The organism is Pseudoalteromonas sp. 2CM39R (assembly GCF_023161845.1).
The window spans coordinates 193,630-215,025 of the sequence record NZ_JALNTM010000001.1 but is presented as its reverse complement, the minus strand read 5'-3'; the positions used below and the strand labels follow the sequence as shown (position 1 = coordinate 215,025).

The 21,396-nt window shown below is 40.1% G+C and carries 15 protein-coding genes; 7 read left to right on the top strand and 8 right to left on the bottom strand.

All coding sequences use genetic code 11. From position 1 onward, the window contains the following. Positions 1-79: 79 nt before the first annotated feature. Positions 80-1,774, bottom strand: coding sequence for a cyanophycinase (locus tag MTF66_RS00995; RefSeq protein WP_248526022.1), 1,695 nt, complete (start codon positions 1,772-1,774; stop codon positions 80-82). Between the two features lie 343 nt (positions 1,775-2,117). Here MTF66_RS00995 and MTF66_RS00990 point away from each other — a divergent pair, with 343 nt between their 5' ends. The 3 genes from MTF66_RS00990 (at position 2,118) to iadA (ending at position 7,775) form a co-directional block, all read left to right on the top strand. Continuing rightward, on the top strand, positions 2,118-5,045 hold the full coding sequence (locus MTF66_RS00990) for a TonB-dependent receptor domain-containing protein (RefSeq protein WP_248526021.1): 2,928 nt from the start codon (positions 2,118-2,120) through the stop codon (positions 5,043-5,045). Between the two features lie 142 nt (positions 5,046-5,187). Continuing rightward, positions 5,188-6,597, top strand: a complete 1,410-nt coding sequence (yfcC, locus tag MTF66_RS00985; protein ID WP_248526020.1) for a putative basic amino acid antiporter YfcC — start codon at positions 5,188-5,190, stop codon at positions 6,595-6,597. An 11-nt stretch (positions 6,598-6,608) separates the two neighbouring features. Then, a complete protein-coding gene (gene iadA / locus MTF66_RS00980) occupies positions 6,609-7,775 on the top strand; it encodes a beta-aspartyl-peptidase (protein WP_248526019.1) in 1,167 nt (388 codons plus the stop codon). Between the two features lie 28 nt (positions 7,776-7,803). Here iadA and MTF66_RS00975 read toward each other — a convergent pair whose 3' ends face one another. The 4 genes from MTF66_RS00975 to MTF66_RS00960 all read right to left on the bottom strand — a co-directional run bounded on the left by MTF66_RS00975 (position 7,804) and on the right by MTF66_RS00960 (position 12,225). Beyond that, positions 7,804-9,090, bottom strand: a complete 1,287-nt coding sequence (locus MTF66_RS00975; RefSeq protein WP_248526018.1) for a hemolysin family protein — start codon at positions 9,088-9,090, stop codon at positions 7,804-7,806. 139 nt (positions 9,091-9,229) lie between these two features. After that, the gene (locus MTF66_RS00970) at positions 9,230-9,922 is read right to left on the bottom strand and encodes an ABC transporter substrate-binding protein (protein WP_248526017.1); all 693 of its coding nucleotides are present in this window, start codon (positions 9,920-9,922) and stop codon (positions 9,230-9,232) included. Positions 9,923-10,046: 124 nt separating this feature from the next. Beyond that, a complete protein-coding gene (locus tag MTF66_RS00965) occupies positions 10,047-11,156 on the bottom strand; it encodes an arginase family protein (RefSeq protein WP_248526016.1) in 1,110 nt (369 codons plus the stop codon). Positions 11,157-11,445: 289 nt separating this feature from the next. After that, positions 11,446-12,225, bottom strand: a complete 780-nt coding sequence (locus MTF66_RS00960) for a DUF2189 domain-containing protein (protein WP_054564098.1) — start codon at positions 12,223-12,225, stop codon at positions 11,446-11,448. A gap of 145 nt (positions 12,226-12,370) precedes the next feature. Between MTF66_RS00960 and udp the strand changes: the two genes are divergently transcribed. Then, on the top strand, positions 12,371-13,126 hold the full coding sequence (udp, locus tag MTF66_RS00955) for a uridine phosphorylase (protein ID WP_248526015.1): 756 nt from the start codon (positions 12,371-12,373) through the stop codon (positions 13,124-13,126). On the opposite strand, the gene cdd is transcribed toward udp, so the two are convergent. Then, positions 13,118-14,044, bottom strand: coding sequence for a cytidine deaminase (gene cdd, locus MTF66_RS00950; RefSeq protein ID WP_248526014.1), 927 nt, complete (start codon positions 14,042-14,044; stop codon positions 13,118-13,120). The two genes, udp and cdd, sit on opposite strands and share 9 nt — an antisense overlap. 165 nt (positions 14,045-14,209) lie before the next feature. Continuing rightward, positions 14,210-14,578, bottom strand: a complete 369-nt coding sequence (locus MTF66_RS00945) for a hypothetical protein (protein WP_248526013.1) — start codon at positions 14,576-14,578, stop codon at positions 14,210-14,212. A 336-nt stretch (positions 14,579-14,914) separates the two neighbouring features. Between MTF66_RS00945 and MTF66_RS00940 the strand changes: the two genes are divergently transcribed. After that, positions 14,915-16,954: a tetratricopeptide repeat-containing sensor histidine kinase gene (locus MTF66_RS00940; RefSeq protein ID WP_248526012.1), complete on the top strand. Its 2,040-nt coding sequence runs from the start codon at positions 14,915-14,917 to the stop codon at positions 16,952-16,954. Here the strand turns inward: MTF66_RS00940 and ppc are convergent. Beyond that, entirely contained in the window at positions 16,951-19,596 is a 2,646-nt protein-coding gene (gene ppc / locus MTF66_RS00935) for a phosphoenolpyruvate carboxylase (protein WP_248526011.1), read from the bottom strand. The genes MTF66_RS00940 and ppc overlap by 4 nt on opposite strands. Positions 19,597-20,020: 424 nt before the next feature. On the opposite strand from ppc, the gene MTF66_RS00930 reads away from it, so the two are divergent. Both MTF66_RS00930 and MTF66_RS00925 read left to right on the top strand, forming a co-directional pair. Next, positions 20,021-20,767, top strand: a complete 747-nt coding sequence (locus MTF66_RS00930) for an SDR family NAD(P)-dependent oxidoreductase (RefSeq protein ID WP_248526010.1) — start codon at positions 20,021-20,023, stop codon at positions 20,765-20,767. 10 nt (positions 20,768-20,777) lie between these two features. Next, positions 20,778-21,386, top strand: coding sequence for a flavin reductase family protein (locus MTF66_RS00925; protein ID WP_248526009.1), 609 nt, complete (start codon positions 20,778-20,780; stop codon positions 21,384-21,386). Positions 21,387-21,396: the final 10 nt, after the last annotated feature.

The following is a 21,396-nucleotide window of genomic DNA, read 5'->3' as shown; positions in this document are numbered from 1 at the left end:
TCCATGGTTTGTTCATTATTAGCCTTACGCTAACTAATAATGAACAAATAATCCACTACTTTTTCAGTATCTTACATCGTTAAAATGTCTTAACTTTAAAGGCTAGGTTTTCTACCGCACAGCCTGTACTACTAGTGTTTACACGGTAATAATGAGTATCGTCAGTGGCATTTAAATCCAATAAAAACTCATCATGCTGAGCGACTGCTTGTTGCTCTTGTGTTAAGCACATAGCTTGTACAAGCGAACGTAATTTAGCATCTGAAAATATAGTGCCAAAACGCTGCATCGGCAGTGGCGGAATTTTAATACTAGGGAGTGCATTATCAACAGTTCGTTTAGCTAGAGTAAAACCATCTTTTGTTACATCAATAACTGCACCAGCAGGCCAATAACTGATTGCTCCGTTGTTTTTAGCGTCAGATTTAACATGCACGACACCGCTTTTACCAATCACCGTCATTAGTGATGTTTCTCCGGCTCGTATTGATACAAGGGCGGTGGTCTCATCAATGCCAAAGCCATGCTGTTGACCTGTATCTGCCAGTAACCTTGCCAAACGCATTGTTCTGTTGCGCTCGCTAAAGTGTGTATCAAGAACACCGTAAGTAAAGCTGCCAAGCCCACCTTGTTTTTCAAAAGTAAGACTATCAGCCGAAAGCTTATCACCGCATTCATTTTCACAGCGCTCACTCGGCGCAGACACTGCAAACGAGCCTTCTCTCATTGCCGCTAAACTTGTACCATTTGAAATCATCGGCACTGTGCCGTAGGCATTTTCACCACCACTTTGCACCGCTGTACCTGCGCTTGTGCCAACAAGTAATGGTCTTTGTAAAATTGCGTGAGTCCAAGGATATTGCTTACCGTTATCATCAAACAGTACTTTTCTGGTTAAACTCTGATCGCCACCGTTAAACATAATACCCGTCGCGTTTTCAATCAGTTTAACTAAATGATCGACCCCTTTATCACAAAGCGCTTCTTCGGCCTTAATTCGATCAGGGTAAATTGTCTCACGATTAACAACACCCATAGAGTCAGTGCGTAAAGAATCCAAACTCTCACATTGCTTACTGGTAATCGCTTTTGCTAGGGCGGGTGTTAAAGGTAACCAGCTTGATTCTACTCCCTTAAAGTTTAATAGCCCTTCATAAAAGTCAGCTGATTCATATGGGTCTCTGCTTGAAGCCGTAACCGCTAAAATTGTTGGTGATTCGGTGGTTGTTTTTAATGAAGCAGCAACAAAGTCTAAAATATCATTGGCTGCGCTTTCGTTATTATCACTTGTACTAACCTGCTCTTTTTGGCGGGTCGAATCTGTATTTAATACAGCAACTTCAAGTGAGTCTATGACAAAGTTGTATTCTGAATCAGTGAGTTCGTTTAGTAACTTGTTATCTAAATCACGCCATGCCCATAAAATATCACTTTTAGTGATCACACCTGAGTTTTGACGTGCAATCTGTGCTAAAACCTTAAGCGTTTGCTGACGATTTTTTTTATTCTTGGTTGGCCAATTTGTCTTTATTGCAGATAAAGCATCATTATTTAATCGAAATTGATTATTCTGTTTACCACTAATCTGTTTACTCGAAAGACAGTTTTTAGGGCTCATACTTGAGCAGGTGGTCAAAGATCCGCCGACTAACACCAACGTTTGCTGTTGATCATTTGCATAAACTTTGCTGCCAAATGATGCGAAAAACAAACCAAATACCAAAGAAAAAGCTGAAGTTTGATATTTAGTCTTTTGCTCCTTAAGGATGTTCATATTGTTACACTCTTGTAAAAAAATATTAGAAAATTGCTTGCGCAGCTTTTTGTTGCTTGCTATAAAAAAAAGGAACATTTAAAAACGCGAGTAAGCTAGCACTGTATTGCTAGCTTTGTCAAAAGACCTTACGGATTGGAATTATGTTGAAAAACGCATTATCGCTTTGCACATATTTCTACTCTCCACACTACCTTTCGGAGTGGTTTGACGAGTAGCCACACCTCACTTCCTGTGAGGGGCTAGTTGTGTCTATAACCCACTGCCCTGTCTAAAAAATTATAACAATTATTCAAAACGTCACGGTTTTGCCGTGTGTTTTTTAAGACAAAGGTAAATCAATATGTTTCGTCAGTTATCAATTGCTGTAGCAATCAGTGCTGTGCTGTGCCCAGTACAAGCTGTGTATGCTCAAAACGACCAACAATCAGAAAAAATTGAACGAGTAGAAGTAACAGGATCACGAATTAAAGGGGTTGATTTAGAAGGAACCATCCCGCTTACAGTGCTTGACCAAGATGCAATCAAGCGCTCAGGAGCGAACACTATTCATGAATTATTAAAAGATTTATCCGTTTTCAAAGGCGGATCCGGTACCTTTTCAACATCTGAAAGTGGTGGTACATCAACCTCAACGCCAGCGGGTCAATCCGCTGCAAGCTTAAGAGGTATGGGTCCCTCAGCCACATTAACACTCATTAATGGCCGCCGTGTTGCACCTAGCTCGTTCGCAGCAGGCACTGAAAACTTTGTTGATGTAAACTCAATTCCACTTGCTGCAATCGAGCGCATTGATATTTTAGCCACTGGCGCATCAGCAATTTATGGTGCTGATGCTGTCGCTGGTGTTATTAACTATATTCTCAAAGATGACTATCAAGGAGCTGAAGTAAACACTTCTTACACCAATAGTTTTGACAGTCATGACGAAGCTAAGAAGCAACTTAACTTAGTCTATGGAACCAATATCGGTGAAAGTAACTTAACGGTATTTGCTGATATTTACGACCGCAATGCCTTTAAAGCGACCGACAGAAGTTATACCGCAACACCTAATCTAGTGAATGGTTACTCATATTTACCGAAACTTGAGAATTCACCAAACATTTATTATTACAGCAGTCGAGATGGCAATGAACTACCAGCGCCAAACTGTAAAACAGAGCTTGTCACGACTGAGTATGGTGAGCAAATTTGTGCTTACTATGCTAACCAAGATGATTACCTAGAAACCCCATTTGAAAGCCTTTCAACTGGCTTTATGTTTAACAGTACCTTAGGTGATTTAGATTGGCATACCGATTTCTTCTATAGCCAAACTAAATCAAAAGCCTATTCATCACCTGCACCAATTAATCAAATAAACGATGATGATGGTCCGTTTATCATAGAAGATGCGCTATTCATTTATGATAACGCTGATGGCAGTAACGACTTAATGGACCAGCTTTATATTGATCCATTTACCACTCAAGCGGGTCGAGATGTGTATGGCTTTGCATTTGATGCACGTTTTAATTCACCGCGTACAGTTGAAGTGGAAACTAAAAACTTTCGCTTAGTCAGTAGCCTAGCTGGTTACATTGGTGATTGGAGTTGGGAGTCAGGTATAACATTTTCTCGTTCTAAGTCAGAACAAGAAGCAATTGATGGAATTTTTAACCGCTACCAATTTCATGCTGCAATCACTGGTGAATTATGCTCTGATGGATCATTAGCTACATACGATGGAACACAGCTCAATTGCGCGCAAGGTCAGTTAATGCCGTTCTACAACCCATTTTTACAAGGGGAGGCAAATAACGATGCCGTGCTTGATCTTGCAAAGGCTAACCCAAGCAGAAGCGGTGAAAGTACAGTCTATGGTTGGGATTTAAACTTTAATGGCGATTTATTTACATTTAATGAGTTACCCATTTATGCTGCATTTGGAATTGAGGCTCGCCGAGAAGAGTTAAAAGATATTCCGTCTTTGGACTCACAAGCGCGTGCTGAAAATGGTTATTTAGTCGATGTTTTTGGTTTTGGCTCGAGCTTATCAGAAGCAGATCGTACGCAGTACGCTGCATTTGTAGAGTTGAATATGCCAGTTACTGAGCAGCTAGAACTGCAAGTTGCTGGTCGTTACGACCATTATGATGACTTTGGTGGAACGTTTAACCCTAAAGTGGGTTTAAGCTACCGCCCTTCAGATTCTCTGATCATTAGAAGCTCTTGGTCAACGTCGTTTAGAGCACCTTCATTAACTCAAGCTGGCGTAAAATTACGTACCACACAATCAAGCTTTGATTGCGGAGTTAATCAAGCTGTTGCAGACTTATACTGTATGGGTGATGGTACAGAAGTCAGTGTTAACAGCCTAGAACTTGGTAATCAAACACTCAAAGCCGAGGAATCTGAAGCGCTCAGCATTGGCTTTGCATGGAGTCCATCAGTAAATACCAATCTAACTGTCGATTATTGGCATTTTGATCATGAACAAGTCATCGATACCAATATGACTGCAGTGCTAGATAGAGCAATCACGGATGCTTCTCTTCGTCACTGTGGCTTAGTACCTCAAGGACAACAAGGTATTTCGTACGAGCAGCAGCTGTGTGAAGTAACTGATAATGCAGGTCTGAATATCGAAAGTGATGGCGCTAATCTTTCAGAGATCCTAACAAACTATATTAGTGAGTTTAATCCGCGAGAAGATGAGCTATTCCTGCCACTATTTAGAGACCATGTTATTCCACTGGAAAATACCGGCACACAAACCTTAGCGGGAATCGACTTTAAGTTCGATCATCGTTTTCTTTTTGCTAAAGGCAATTTAACACTCGCTTTTGATGGTACACATTATTTAGAGTTTGAGCGAAACAAACCCGGTTCAGATGCAATCGAAAAGCTAATCGGCACTTATCGGTACCCTGAAAATGTAGGCAGATTCTCTATCGACTGGGATGCCGAGAGTTATTACATAAATCTTGGTGCCAATTATACCAGTAGCTATGAGGATGATATTGAAGGGCTTCGTGGCCGTGAAATAGATGAGCTAGAAGAAATTGGCGAGCTTAATGATGAGTTAAAACGTGATGTAGATGACTGGCTAGTATGGGATTTATCTGCCGGATATTTTATCAATGATGCATTATCAATCCGTGCTCGTATTGATAATATCTTCGATAAAGAACCGCCTAAACTATATGGTTCAAGTCGAGGTTTTGATTCTATCAACCATAATGCTTATGGCAGTCGCTATACGTTAAGTTTGAGCTATCGCTTTTAGCAAGTTATGGGCGGCTTAATAGTCGCCCAAACTTTTGAGCTTACGTTATCTTAAACTAACGACTCTCAGTATTAATCTTTGTTAGCAAGGGCTACAATATCTTGCTTAACTTATAAACGTCGAATGACCTTTAAGTGACTTTATGAAAAACAAACAGTTTGCGATGCCAGATGCGAGCATCATTTTGTTGTGCGTCGCAGTTATCGCCTATTTTGCCAGCCTATTTATAACCCCCGGTGTCTTTAATGCCGAAAAAGATAGCCGTAGCGTTGAATTATCACAATATCAAACAGCCTCAGATCATACCCCGCCAGCATTTTTTGCAGAAGGTGGTGAAATTGGCCTAGCTAATGTCTTATTTGAAGGGTTAGTCTCAGGTCATAAGTATGGCGCAGCGATTGGTGTAATGGCGTTTATTTTAATCACTGGCGGTGCGTTTGGGATTATCTTAAAAACTGGTGCGATAAATAACGGCATAATGGCACTCATTAATAAAACACAACATATTGAGTGGGTATTCATTCCTCTCTTATTTGTGCTTTTCTCTTTAGGTGGTGCGGTTTTCGGCATGGGTGAAGAAGCCATCGCCTTTTGTATTGTGTTATTCCCGATTATGAAGCAACTTGGCTATGACGCAAAAGTAACGGTATTAACAACCTATGTTGCTACACAAATTGGCTTTGCCACCTCATGGATGAACCCGTTTAGCATTGCCATAGCTCAGTCTATAGCTGAAATTCCCGTTTTTTCTGGCGCAGGGTTCAGAATGGTTGCTTGGCTTGTTTTTACTTCATTTGGCCTTGTATTCACCATTCGCTATGCCAACTCTATCAGAGCAACTAAACAACAATCTAACCAACACAAAGACAGTGCAATAAATTTAGATAACGCAGATACACTAATCTTACTTACTTTTATAGCTGGCATTATTTGGGTAATTTGGGGCGTGATGGCTCGGCAGTATTATATTCCTGAATTAGCAGCGCAATTCTTTTGTCTTGGTATTGCTTGTGCTGTAATCGCCAGCCTATTCAAAAAACAAACTGCCAATGAAAGCGCAAATGCATTTAAAGAAGGTGCCCAAGAGCTCCTACCTGCAGCGCTTTTGGTTGCTCTTGCAAAAGGCGTTATTTTAATACTTGGCGGAAGCGATTTAACGTCGCCTTCAACCCTTAATACTTTGCTGTACTATAGTGCCACCAGCATCTCAGTTGTGCCCGATTATATTGCTGCTTGGGGCATGCTATTATTTCAAAGTGTATTTAACTTCTTTGTTTCGTCAGGTTCAGGACAAGCAGCCATAACAATGCCGCTAATGTCGCCGCTCGGTGATTTGCTAAATATCTCGCGTCAAATTGTGGTGTTGGCATTTCAGTTGGGTGATGGTTTAACGAATATTTTTATTCCTACTTCTGCTAGTCTCATTGGCTGTTTAGGTATTGTTAAATTAGATTGGAGTGAATGGGCACGTTTTATTTGGCGCTTCACTTTGGCTTTGTTTGGCCTTGCCAGTGCTTTTATTTTTCTCGCACACTTTATTAACTATCAGTAAAAGATTTAATTATGTTAACACTTATAAAAGGCGCAGACGTTTTCGCCCCCTCACCTTTAGGCATTCAAGATGTTCTTATTGCTGGCACAAAAATAGTTGATATACAGCCTGAAATCACTATCGATACCTATCAGGGGATTACCACGGTCGATGGCACTCATTGTATTTTGGCCCCGGGGTTTGTAGATTCACTCGTTCATATAACTGGCGGAGGCGGCGAAGCTGGCTTTGCAAGTAGAACACCAGAAATGAACCTGACTGATGCAACACTGCATGGTACAACAACCGTTATTGCAGCTCTTGGCACTGACTCAAGTAGCCGAACTCATAGTAATTTGATTGCTAAAGCAAAAGAGCTAAAAGAGCTTGGGCTCAACGTTTTTTGTCATTCGGGCTCATATCATTTACCTGCGAAAACACTGACAGGCTCTATCACCAGCGATTTAATGTACATAGATGAGTTTATTGGCGTTGGAGAAGTTGCTATATCGGATCATCGTAGTAGCCAACCCACTGTGCAACATCTTGCAGAGCTTGCCGCTGAGGCAAAAGTGGCTGGCATGTTAAGTGGTAAAAAAGGCACTGTCAGCATTCATGTTGGCCCTGTTGATACACATTTATCGATATTGCATGAGGTTGATAAGCTAACCGATATTTCGCTAGCACAATTTTACCCAACTCACATGAATCGTAATATCGACTTACTTAATGCTGGGGTAGAGTTTTGTAAAGCCGGTGGCACTATCGACTTTACAACAAGTACAACCGAGTATGACCTTGCTCATGGTGAATACTCTGCCGCACACGCTCTAGCTTATTGCCTAGAGAATAAAGTCGACCCAACAAAACTAACCATGAGCTCTGATGGCCATGCAAGCCTCCCTATTTTTGACAAAAGCTTTAACCTGCTTGGCCTTGAAGTAGGCAAAGAGTCCACATTGCATGGCTCGTTTGTAGAAGCAGTGCAAAAATATAATGTTTCGATTGAACACGCTTTAATGGCGATTACATCAAACCCTGCACAGATATTGGGTATAAATAAAGGTGTAATTAAGCAAAATGCAGATGCCGATCTTGTGTTACTTAATAAAACAACGCTTGCGCCAACAGAATGCTGGTCAAAGGGTGTTCATATGGTAAGCAAAGGCAAAGCAATTGTTAAAGGCGCCTTTGAATAAGGCCGCATCGGCGGCCTTAAACGCTATGCTAAACATGTTCAGAAATGCGAGTAACGAGTAGTTGCTCGACTTTCACCCCTTCAACATCGACAACCTCAAACTTATAGCCAGCATAGTTTATAAACTCGGCGCGTTTAGGTAGGCGTTTCATGGTGTAGATCAAAAACCCTGCAACTGTTTCGTAATGAGACTGTTCAGGGAACTCTTCAATTTCAAGTACCTTAGCAAGCTCAACCACAGGTGTTAAACCATCGACCAGCCAAGATGAGTTATCACGTTGAATAATTAACTCTTCACCCTGGTGGCTAATTAAGTCGCCCATAAATCCTTTCATTAAATCTTTAACAGTAACAATACCTACCATTAGCGCGTACTCATTAACCACTACGGCAAACGGCTCTGCCGCTTTTTTGAAAGTATTTAGCGCCTCTGAAAGACTCAATGTTTCTGGCAGATAAAAAATATCTTGGCTTATTAATTCTTTATCGATTTCAGCGGTTTGCCCTTTTAGCACCTTGCGAAGGATATCTTTTGATTCAACCGAGCCAATTAATTTATCTAAACTGCCATCACACACTAAAAAGTGATTATGGGGGTGCTCAATAATTTTGGTTGCAACTTCTTGGGCATCAGCTTTTACATCAAAAAACACAATTTGATCACGAGGAGTCATTACACTCGATAAAAAACGTGCTTCTAAATCAAATACATTGCCAATTAGCTCATATTCTTGCTGCTGTAAACTGCCGTACTCTGCCCCTGCATCCATCATCGCAACGATGTCTTCTGTAGTGACAATATCTTCTCGCTCAGCAGGTACTTTAAACGCGCGTAAAACCAAATTAGTTATACCATTAAAGAAAACAACAAAAGGAGTGAGCGCAAAGGTCACCCAGCGCATAATGGACACCACGTTTACCGCAACCGCCTCTGGCATAATCATGGCTAACCGTTTAGGTAATAAGTCAGCAAATAGAATAAACAAAGAGGTAATACTCAAAAACGAAATCAAAAAGCTGATTTGACTCAATAACGGGCCTTGATAAATCATGCCTAAGATTTGTTCTATGTAAGGAGATAATGCTTGCTCACCAACAATACCACCTAAAATGGCAATTGCGTTGAGGGCAATTTGTATCATGGCAAAAAATGCCCCAGGTTGCTCTTGCAAGCTAAGCACTGCTTGGGCTTTTTTATTGCCTTCGTCCACCATCACTCGTAATTTGATCTTACGAGATGCCGCAATCGCAATTTCGCTCATTGCAAACAATGCACTGATCAAAATTAAAATCATAATAATGAGTAAATCACTCATTGTAGCTCCTAATAATTAAGCGCATTCAGAGTGTTGAATGCAAACAACTTTTTGCTCGTTTAGGCTACATAGAGTTTGGCGAGAATGGACAAAAAGTAGCTGATTATAGCCACTTTGTAGTAATCAACAAGTGCTATTTTTAATCGTTTGCAGCAAAGCCTTTATTAAGTTTTTCAAGAGTCACAGGATTAATATTTTTATTGCAGGCAAAGTATAACTGAGGTGTTCCAACGGGCAGTTTTAATATCGGTTTTAAATCTTCGAGGGTGCTGTCGCTATCGCGCTCATATTTAAATTGTTCATCGCTGAGGATAACTAAATCGATACTTGAGCGTCTGCTTTTAAGTACATCATAAATGTTGTCAAAACTATCAAGTAAGATCAGCTGATTACGCTCATCAAAGCCGTTTTCTTTTAAGTAAATATGTGAATAGTTATTTTTTAATACTGCAATTCGGTATTTCTTAGCTTCATCTATACTCGCTATTTTGACTTGCTCAGATTTAAACGAATAGAATGACGCCGAAAAACCACCAATTTTCGCTACCCAAGTAAATTTATCTTCCCGTGCCGGAAGACTTGCTATAGAAAAAATGCAGGTCTTACTATCACGCAATGCAGCATTATACGAAATTGACCAAGAATTAACTGACAGCTCATAAGCCACGCCACTTTTTTCTAAACCTGATTTAACTTTATCAACCACAGTGCCAGTTAAAACGCCATTTTCATCAAGGTATTGGAAATTAGGGAAATTTTCGGTCACCACAGTAATTGCTGCAAAACAAGGTTGCAGAAAAAGCAGCAATGACAGGGTCAGAATTGTGCGCATAATGAGCGATACCAAATAAATTATAATTATTTTTTATAATAATATAGCTCGAAGTTGCAGATATTGAAATATTATTTAGTAAAAAGGAATGAGCGGAAACTGGGTGTTTCCGCTATAGAGTCAATTACTTATTCATTGCATTAATTAAAAACGCTGAGATTTTAGCGCCTTCTCTTAGTGTTGTTTCAGAACTTGTTTGACCGATTAATGAGCTGTCGGTAAATGGCGCAATTTCCATCATGTCAGCTCCAGTAATTGGGAATTCGTCAGCCAATGCAACTAGAATGTCTAATGCATGTTGAGGTGTTAAACCTCCCGCTTCTGGTGTCCCTGTTGCTGAGGCAAAGCTTTCATCAAGCGCATCAATATCAAAACTTACATAAAGCTCATCAACATTATCTGCTTTTAGCTGTGCAATAACCTCTTCTGCGACGGCTTTAGCACCACGTTCGATAATTTCGTGTGCCCAATGTTGTTTAACACCAAATGTGTCTTCCCAGTGTTGCTTAGGCTTGCCACTAGAGCGAATACCAAATTGAATTAAGTTACGTGGTGCAGGTAAATACTCAAGAATATGTGTACACCACGAACCAAAGCATAAATCGATACCTAAACGTTCAACTAATAAGTCTGTATGAGCATCAAAGTGAATGATTGCAGTGCGTTTACCTGCATCACGTTTTGCTTTTAAGTAAGCTTTAGTTAGCGGGTAGCTAATTGAATGGTCGCCACCGATACCAAAAATACCCTTATCTGGGTAATTTGCATAAAATCCATCACAGACATCTTCAGTGATAGACAAAGGCGACACATGGTATTCGCTGTCTTCATCAGCATATAATGCTTTTTGACAGTTTGTAATGGTTGCATCGTTAAGGTACTTATCATGTAATAAGTGTGGGATCACACGTACATCGCCTAAATCAAAGGCACGTGCTTGTGGTTGTTGATCAATCAAGGTAGAGCGTAAAAATAGTGGGCCCCAGTTAGCACCACGTAAAATACCACCGCCACAGTCAGAGCTAATACCTAAAATTACCGCTTTGTGCTCAGAGTCAGCCAGTGTTTCAAGTGACTCTTTCCAAAGCACATCAACATTGTCTGTTTGGCCGTATAATTTAGTACGAAGCGCATCTTTACGTTCTTTTGCTGTATTAACTGTAAATACGCCATCGCCAGGAGGACAAAGACACTGACTTAGTTTTTCGTGGAATGCTTTATGTGTGTTACTCATCTCTACTCCGCTGATTATTATCTGCATATTCATGCGTAATTAAAAAACTTACGCAATCAGGTTTGTGTTTAGCTTAGATTTTTGAGACTCAACAATTGCTTGCTCAATTAAATCCATAAACTACTGATATTAAATGTTTATATTTTTATTGCAGATTAATTTAAACTGCTCTAGTCAAATAAGAGCGCTGTATTTTGGCAGGTATAACATGCGCGAAAAGAAAGTCAAATTTTGCGGCAACCTAGGCGATTGCCGCTATAGATTTATATTCAAGCGAAGTGAATACTCATTATTCGTAGCCTCTAGGTTTCTTGGTTTTGATAACGGCAATGTATGCATGCCAGCTGGCGTAGCTCAATAAAGGCATAATGACAATAAACCCAGCAGTGCCTGTAATAAAGCCGACAAATACCAAACATAGTATCAAACCAGCCCAGACAACCATGGCACCAAAATTGGTTTTAACCGCATTCATTGAAGAAATTACCGCAGTCATAATATCAACTCTGCGTTCCATCATAATTTGCGGGGTAAACGCAGAAATAGCAAATACAGTGACCAGTAAGATACCACCGACGATACTACCGAGCGTTAAAAACGCAGATAACTGCTCAAAACTCGGGTTAACAACGTTCGGGTACAATGCATGAATAAGTGCCGCTAAGCGCATCCAAACAATCATAATTACCATTAATAACACCGCAAAGCCCCATTCACCTGCTGGGTTTCTAAACATTGATTTAAGGCTGTGCATTAAAGTAGGTTTATGGCCTTTTTCAAGCTCCCATGCAACATCGTAAAGTCCGGCAGCAAAAGCAGGGCCAATTAATGCAAAGCCAACGACTGCAGGCAATATAACTAAGTGGGTATCAAACTGATAAACAAAATACATGATAGTCGCAGGTATCAAGGTAAATACTAATCCGTAGACTAGACTCAGTATGGGCGCATTAGCGATATCTTTAAATGCAAGTGCTAACCAATGAAAAGGCGCACCAATTGAAATTTTCGAGCTTTCTAAACAGCGTGCAAACTCATGGTGTTTACTCATAGAAGATGAAGCAGGCATAATATATCCTCTTTTATCGTTACTTCTTTAGGTTTAGGTTATCTGTGCAATTCTTGCAACATTGGTGATCTAATAGGACATCTGTCCTGTACTTTAAACACATATGATTAAAGTATTACGCTTTAGACAAAAATAAGGTTTAATAATGGAAAAGGTATTTCACTTAGGGCTTACTCGTCAGGACTTAAACGGCGCAACCCTTGCGATTGTCCCAGGCGATCCTGACCGCTCAGCACGCATTTCAACACTTCTCGATAACCCAGAATGCTTAGCGAAGACCCGTGAATTTCATGTATACCGAGGTGAGCTAAACGGGCACAGCGTTGTAGTTTGTTCAACCGGTATTGGCGGCCCATCTACATCAATTGCTGTTGAAGAGCTTGCCCAGCTAGGTATTGATACCTTTTTGCGTATTGGCACAACCGGTGCAATTCAGCCACACATTAATGAAGGCGATATTTTAATTAGCCAAGCTTCAGTTCGTTTAGATGGGGCTAGCCAGCATTTCGCACCACTCAGCTATCCTGCTGTGTCTGACTTCTTTGCAACACAAGCTATGGTAAGTGCGTGTGATAAACTAGGAATTAACTTCCACATTGGTATTACTGCATCGAGTGATACTTTCTACCCGGGTCAAGAGCGTTACGATACCTATTCTGGCTATGTTCCTCGCTCATTCCAAGGCAGCTGTGAAGAGTGGCAAAAACTAGGCGTAATGAATTATGAAATGGAATCAGCAACACTATTTACTATGTGTGCCGCCCTTGGCTTACGCGCAGCATGTGTTGCAGGTGTATTAGTAAATCGTACTAAACAAGAAATTCCGAATGTTGACCACGGCGAGATTGAGAAAAAATCAGTCGCCGTCGTCATTGAAGCTGCAAAACTATTACTAAACTAGTTTAGCAACACAGTGCTCAAATGCTGGTGGGTTTTCAAAGCTTGCCAGCACACTTTTAGCCACCTTATACTGATTTTCTGCCCCTTGTGTTTCTAACAAGGTTATTGACTTAACTGTTTTATCATCAAAGGTTAAGCCCGCAAGATAAAACTGACTCAATGCACTTTGCAATGGCGAAAGGCTTGGGCTATAAGCAGCATTTTCAGCATAACTTCCGTAAAAGTCACCTTCATCAAAAGTCGTTAATTTAACCGCACTAAAGTTACCTGTGTAAGGCACGTATGCATTGAGTGCCAATTGAATAAGTTTAGCATCATCAATTGAAAGCTCAGTAAACTGTTTATCGCTTTGCTTATTAGAAAATAAACAGGCTTCATTGCCTAGGTCTTTTGGGCCAAATGAATAAGGTAATAACTCATGTAGATTAAAATCGCGCTCTGGCAATAAAATCTCAAGTGAGTCTGCGGTGCTCAATTCATTCATAAATTGACGGCAGTAACCACATGGTGCATCGCTTATAGCAATTTTTAACACTGCTTGCGCGCCATTAAGCCATGCATTATTAATGGCTGATTGCTCAGCATGAACGACTAAACTCAATGCTTGATGAGAAAACTCAACATTTGCGCCAAAATAAAAATTTGTTTCGCCTTGCTTGTTTAACCCTACTGCAATGGCGCCCACATAGAATTTAGAAATAGGCGCGACAGAAAATAAACTTGCGACGGGTACACAGGCTTTTAGTAACTCAAGTTGGCTAACTTGAAACTGCTGACAAAGAGAAGAAATATCAGATTGATATAAGATGCCACGTTGCTGTTTAAGCTGGGCAAAAAGAGAATTTTTTTGTTGATCATTGAAGCTAAACGGCTCTGAATTTTGAGCTAGTTTGCTTGCATCTATCCTAGTTGCTGTCATAACAAATTATAATTATTAATTGGCTAAACAGTTTAAAAGGTTACGTAATGAATTGCTAGGTTTTGGCGGTAAACATCAAGGTAAATCGCACAATAAAAGCTAAAAATTAGCGGTATTTGTAAGCCCATATATACACAACAAAATAGCGATGACTAGCTCGGCCAATTATTGACGAACCAGCCAATTTTTTGCTTTGTTAAAACATTCAAAGTTTTCAGCTTGTAAGTTATAGCGCTTTGCTTTTTGCATAAATAAGTCGTGCATAAAACCATCAAAACTTACAACAATTGCTACAACAGCTTCTTTCAAAGAGTTTGCCACTTCCGGCATAATGGTGAATAAATCATCAGGTGCAAAATTGTGCGTCATCTCAGACACATCAACGAGTATTTTCTCTGACCCATGTAATTCTGAATATTGTTGGGCAATCTGGTAAAAATTTATCACATCCTGTGCACTAGCAGTCCCTCTTAACGTCATCATCACGAGTGACGTCGATGCATCATAAGTGATGCAAGTAGACACGTTTGGCATAAGTTACTCTAAAAAAGCGTGGGGGTTGATTTGGCTTAACGGTAGCTGAATCAAAAGCTGGGCTATTTTATTGATATAGCCTCTCTAGTCAATACCTAGCAATAAAATAGGTATGACCAGTTGTAAAATTCAGATTTTAGGATTAGATCCACTTTAAAGAGTTGTTATGCAAATTCATATCTTATTTACTTTAAACACAAGTATGAGTTTTCCTTTCATAGAATCAGCTTTTTCAGATAAACCTATATTTAGTTAAAATTTATAATATTCAGCGTTATTTAGACAGCAAAATGGGTGAGCGTTTTTTATGCTCACTTTTAAATGGATTGGTGTGTCATGAAAGCGCGATTGGATATATTATTTGGCTTTATCTTGTTGATTTTATTAGTTTCAACAACACTTAAAGCGATGCCCATTAAAGAGTTTGAAAAGCTTAGAACCTCAATAAGGCAAAGCTACGCCAGTTCACCTCAAGAAGGGCTTGAGTTTGTCAATGCGCTGATTGAAACTACCGAACTAACACTAGAACAAAAGATTATAGTCACTAATTATAAAGCTTGGTTTTTGCTTGAGACTGACAAGCTAGAACAAGCCATGGAAACCATTGTTAAGTACATGAATATGGTTTCTCAATCTGATGAAAAAGACCTTATGTATGGCTATTTCAATATTTCTGGTGGGATTTATGCACGCTTAGGTCTATATGAAGAAGCCTTAGCTTACTATCGCGATGCCATGCCATTTGCACAATCTCGAGATGAGCGTTTAGTTTATCAAACCGAAAATAATATCGCTTTGGTAAAGCTACGCTTAAACCATTATAAAGAAGCTGCCGACTCGTTCAGTTACTATCGAGATTATTCCCACAGTAAAAATCAAACTCTCAACGAATCATTTGCTAGCAATAACTTAGCGCTTGCTTTAATTGGATTAAAACAGTACTCAAATGCACTCAAGGTTATCAATGAAGCTATTGGGCTGCAAAGCCAACACAACTACACCACTCACCTTGCTTCAAGCCTGGTTTTAAAAGCCAAAGTATTACGTTCTCAGGGTTTTTTAGAAGACTCAGAAAAGGTTCTCAACGAAGCTTCGACGCTTATTGAAAATAAACAGCTTGAGAATGAGCAACTTAATATTATTTTATGCTTAGCAGAAACGTATGAAGCACAAGGACATACTGATAAAGCACTCACAACGCTTGCATCCGTTGATACACACACTGTTAGCCATACTAATTTTGAAGCCCTGTTATCGATTGCAAAATTAACTGCTGAGCTTTACGAGCAACAAAAAAATTATGTAAATGCACTTAGCGCTTATAAACAATATTCGTACATTAACGCAGCTATTTTAACCAGACAAGCCAAAGTCAATTTAGCAAAAGCGCTTGCAGAAGCCGATGTTGCTGCAAAAGAAGTTAGAATTTCTAACCTAACTCGTGCTGAGCAAATAAAAGCTACTAAAGCCAATGCATTTAAAGATCTCACAATTGTTGTAAGCATCTGTTTAGTTGTTATTTTATTTGGCTCATTTATCGCCATTAACAGCATAGACAAACAAAAACAAAAATTAGCTAAAGCATTAGAACAGTTAAAAGATACACAAGACCATCTGATTGAAATCGAAAAAATAGCCTCTTTAACAGCACTGGTATCCGGTATGGCGCATCAACTTAATACCCCTATTGGCACCATAGTGACAGCAAGTTCACTAATAGATGATTACATGGAAGGTTTAGAAGAAAAATTTAAAGCTCGAGAGCTCTCTAGCAAGCATTTTCATAAGTTTATTACCGATACAAATAGCGCTAAAGAGCTGGTGATCAGTAGCATTAATCGACTAGCCGGAATAGTCGAAGAGTTCAAAGCACTCAATGTGTCTATTCACCTTGATAAACCAATGAGCAAAATACAGCTGCCAAGCTTTCTTAATCATCGTTTATCCCCTTTGAGTAAACACCTTGGTAAAAAAATTGAGTTTAAAATTCATGGCGATGAGGTGATTATTACGTCTTATCCGACTATATTAAGTGATGTATTAAAAACCTTAGTTATTAATTCCTGCGAGCATGGCTTTGTTAATTCTGATCAAGGTGTTGTCGAAGTAATAGTTAAAGCCTATACACATGTGGTTGAAATTACCTATCAAGATAACGGCGTTGGAATAAATGACGAAATACTTCATGAAATATTTACGCCATTTTACACCACTAATTTAGGCGGTAATCATTTAGGGCTTGGTTTAAACGTGGTATTTAACGCGGTTAAATATAATCTAAGAGGGAAAATAGGCGCCGAGTCATGTAAGCACGGCGCACGATTTGTTATTAGCCTACCAATCGATGCTCGATTGGTTGATGATACTAGCTATTAACCAGTATTACGCATACCTGCAGCAATACCTGTCATAGTGATCATCAAGGCATTATCAATGTCACCTGCAGAGCTTTCATCTGCTTCGCGTGCACGACGCAGTAACTCAACTTGTAATAAGTTAAGTGGATCTGTGTACGGGTTACGAAGCCCGATTGACTCTTTGATCCAAGGTTGGTCTGCAAGTAAGCTCTTTTGTGGGCTAAGCGATTGAACAAGCTCAATAGCCTCGCTCAATTCCTGACGTAACTTCACGCCTAATGGCTTATATTGCTCAGTTACTAATGCATCATCGTAATGCGCACTTAACCATGTATCAGCTTTACTAAATACCATTTCTAGCATCTCTAAACGAGCGCGGAAGAATGGCCATTTTAAGCTCATTTCATGAAGTGTCTCGATGCCATATTTATCTAACGCAGCTTTAAGACCTGTTAATGCACCTAACCAAGCTGGCAGCATTAAACGGTTTTGGCTCCATGCAAAAATCCATGGAATAGCACGAAGGCTTTCTACCCCACCGTTCGGGTTACGCTTCGCAGGGCGAGAACCAAGTGGCAGTTTAGAAAGCTCTTGCTCTGGCGTTGCCATTCTAAAGTAAGGAACAAAATTTTCATCATGACGAACAACTTGACGGTAATGCTCACACGAATCTGCACTTATAAGTTCCATAACATCACGCCATTCGCTCTTAGGCTCTGGTGGCGGCAGCAGGTTACTTTCAAGAACAGCACCGGCATAAATATTTAAGCTTTGCAGAGCAACCGCAGGCAAACCAAACTTAAAGCGGATCATTTCACCCTGCTCTGTTACACGTAGGCCACCTTTTAATGAACCTGGAGGCTGTGAGCGAAGTGCTTGGGCAGCTGGAGCACCACCGCGACCGACAGTACCACCACGGCCGTGGAATAAAATAAGCTCAATACCGCGATTTTCGGCTAATTGAACCAGCTTATCCATAGCTTCATATTGTGCCCAACCAGCAGCCATCATGCCTGCATCTTTTGCTGAGTCTGAGTAGCCGATCATGACATTTTGTTGGTTTTGAATATGACCACGGTACCAAGTATTATCAAGTAAACATTCGATAACCTCTTTACCATTATTTAAGTCGTCTAACGTTTCAAATAATGGCGCAACCGGTAAGTTAAATTTACAACCACTTTCTTTAAGCAGTAACTGTACTGCCAGCACATCAGATGCGGTACGTGCCATCGAGATAATATACAAGCCAAATGTTTGAGCATCTTGCGCTGCAATTACATCGAAGGTATCTAGCACTTCTTGTACTTCTGGGCTTGGTTGCCAATGCTTAGGAATTAGCGGACGTCGAGAGTTTAGCTCAGCAAGTAAAAACGCTTGTTTGTCTTCCTCTTGCCATTGATGGTAATCACCTAAACCTAAATAACGTGTTAACTCAGAGAAAACATCACCATGACGCGATGAGTCCTGACGTACATCAAGTTTTGCAAGGCGCAGACCAAAGCTATTAATACGGCGCAGAACATCAAGCAGCAAGCCATCGGCAACTACTTTCATGTTGGTCTTAATAAGCGAGCGATAGCACACTTCGATTGGGTGTTTAATTTGCGCGATATCAGTAATTAAATCTTCAGAATCAGTGCGCTTTTTCTTAATTTTAGCGCCCAAATGCGTCACAGTTTCAGCAATTTGATTCTTTAATTTTTTGAGTACCGCACGATAAGGTTCAAAGTCTTGGCCCGCAAGCTCAATAAGCTCATCGCTTGCATCCGACATAGATAACTCATTGCTTAGCGTTTCGATATCACGCGAATACAAATCAAGTGCCATCCAGCGGCCATGATCAAGTACTTGCTGTGTGACTTCAGCAGTTACAAACGGGTTACCATCACGGTCGCCGCCCATCCAAGAAGTAAATTCAATTGGACTGAAATCAATAGGTAGCTCTAAATCAAGCTCTGCTTTTACGTCTTCGCCAAACTCGCGTAAGAAACGCGGTACGGCATGCCATAAGCTATTTTCGATAACCGCAAAACCCCATTTAGCTTCGTCAATTGGCGTTGGGCGTGAGCGACGAATGTCGTCGGTATGCCACGCTTGGCTAATAAGTTGGGCAATGCGATTTAATAAATCTGCACGTTCACTAGGTAAGTTGTCTTTACGCTCTAAAGAGGCAAGACAATCACTTAATTCAACGTGTTTATTAATCATTGTACGGCGTGTCACCTCAGTTGGGTGAGCCGTCAGTACTAAATTGATGTGGAGTTTTGAGAGTGTTTGTGCCAAGTGATTAGGATCAACTTGACCTTGCTTTGATGCTGTTGCTAACGCTTTTAATGTTTGAGTGAGAGGGTTTAGTTTGCAAAAACCAACATCATTAAAGCGCGATACGGTATGAAATTGTTCAGCAACATTAGCAAGATTCAAAAAATGATTAAATGAGCGTGCAACCGGTAATAGTTCTTCATCTGTGAGAGCGTGTAGTACTTCGATAAGCGCTTGTCTGTCGGCTTCGTTACCACTACGTGACGATTTAGATAAAGCGCGAATCTCTTCTACCTTATCTAAAATGGCTTGTCCTTGTGCATCTTTAATGGTTTGACCCAGCATTTGTCCAAGCATACTAACATTACCGCGAAGTGCAGCGTATTGTTCACTCATTCTCATACTCCTTTCTTTAACTAAGTTGAAAGTACTTACTGCACAGTATTTAGCCAAGCACGAACGCAGCTAAACACTGATCCCTTTTATTAATATCATTGTCAGCGTTAATTTAATAGATCGAATTTTCTAACATACTCGTAAAAAAGAATAACCAATCTATAAACATAAAAGTGTAATAAATACGCAGCTTAGTCAGCTACAAAGCGTTAAAGCCAGCTCAATTGGTAAAATGGACTTACCAATTCAAAAGGTGAAATCCCCGTAAATTAAGGCATCCTTAATGTTTGCATGGTCAAATCTTTACCCGCCTTTTTTTATGTGTTTGTAGAGTTAGATTAAGACAAACAGAGCTACTATCATTTTATTAGTTGGTGATAGTTTGAGCGAAAAAATTTTCAAATATTTTTAGAACAGGTCAAAAATGCAACTCTATATTTTGTGCGGTGCAAGCAGTGAAATTGCAAATGCTTATTTCACTACTCTTCATAAACAAATAAACACGGGTCATATAGTAACCATCAGTCGAGGTGAATTTAAGGCAAGTTTAAATAAGTCATCAAGCAATGAGATAAGCCACCAGCATTTTATTACAGACTACTCAGAGCAAAGCTTAAGTGGCATTGCTAAAGAACTTGCTGGTGGCAACTATGATTTGGCCCAGTTGATGATATTTAACGGCCTATTGCATGATCCAGATAATGCGCCTGAACGTAAACTTGAACAAATATCTGAGCAGCACTTTATAAATAGCATGACGACAAATGCTCTATTACCAATTCGCTGTGTGACGTTATTCTCAACGCTTTTAAAGCCACAAGTTTCAACAGTGGTGTGTGCTCTTAGTGCACGTGTTGGTAGTATCAGTGATAACAAGTTAGGCGGTTGGTATAGCTATCGGGCTTCGAAGGCGGCATTAAATATGTTATTTAAATCTGCAGCAATTGAACTTAGCAGACGCTATAAAAAATGCCACTGCGTGTTATTTCACCCAGGTACTACTGATACGTCATTATCAAAGCCCTTTCAAGCAAATGTGCCCGAAGGAAAGCTATTTACCCCTGAGTTTGTAGCCGAGCAGCTGTATTCATTGATAAGTGATGCTGACTATTTACAACAATCACAAAATCCTGCCTACTTTGACTGGCAAGGAAAACCCATAGACTGGTAACAGGAAATTTATGCATTTAACAAAACAAGCCATTGCTGATTTAGAAAACCGCTACCGCGCCCATCTAATTAATAGTTTGTCGGGGTTTAAAAGTGCCAACTTAGTCGGCACACAAGATAATAATGGCCAAACTAATTTAGCGATTGTCAGTTCAGTATTTCACCTTGGGGCACATCCCCCTTTAGTGGGTATGATAATTAGGCCCCATTCAGTGCCTCGCCATACCCTAGAGAACTTATTAGCCACTAAACAGTACACGATTAACCATGTGAACAAAGACATTTATAACAAAGCACATCAAACATCGGCACGCTACGACAAGGACGAGTCTGAATTTGATGCAACAGGGCTTAGTACTGAATACCTAAATGACTTTACAGCGCCTTTTGTTAAAGAAAGTAAGCTTAAATATGCGCTTGAGCTGAGAGAACACCACCACCTTGCCATCAATGGCACTGAGCTGATCATAGGTGAAATAACCGATATCTACTTAGATGAGGCTTGCTTGCAAGAAGATGGCTTTGTCGATATTGAAGCCATTGACACAGTCGCAGTGAGCGGGCTTGATAGTTACCATGTAACTGAACGTTTAGCCCGCTTAGCGTATGCTAAAAAATAACCTTTAATTT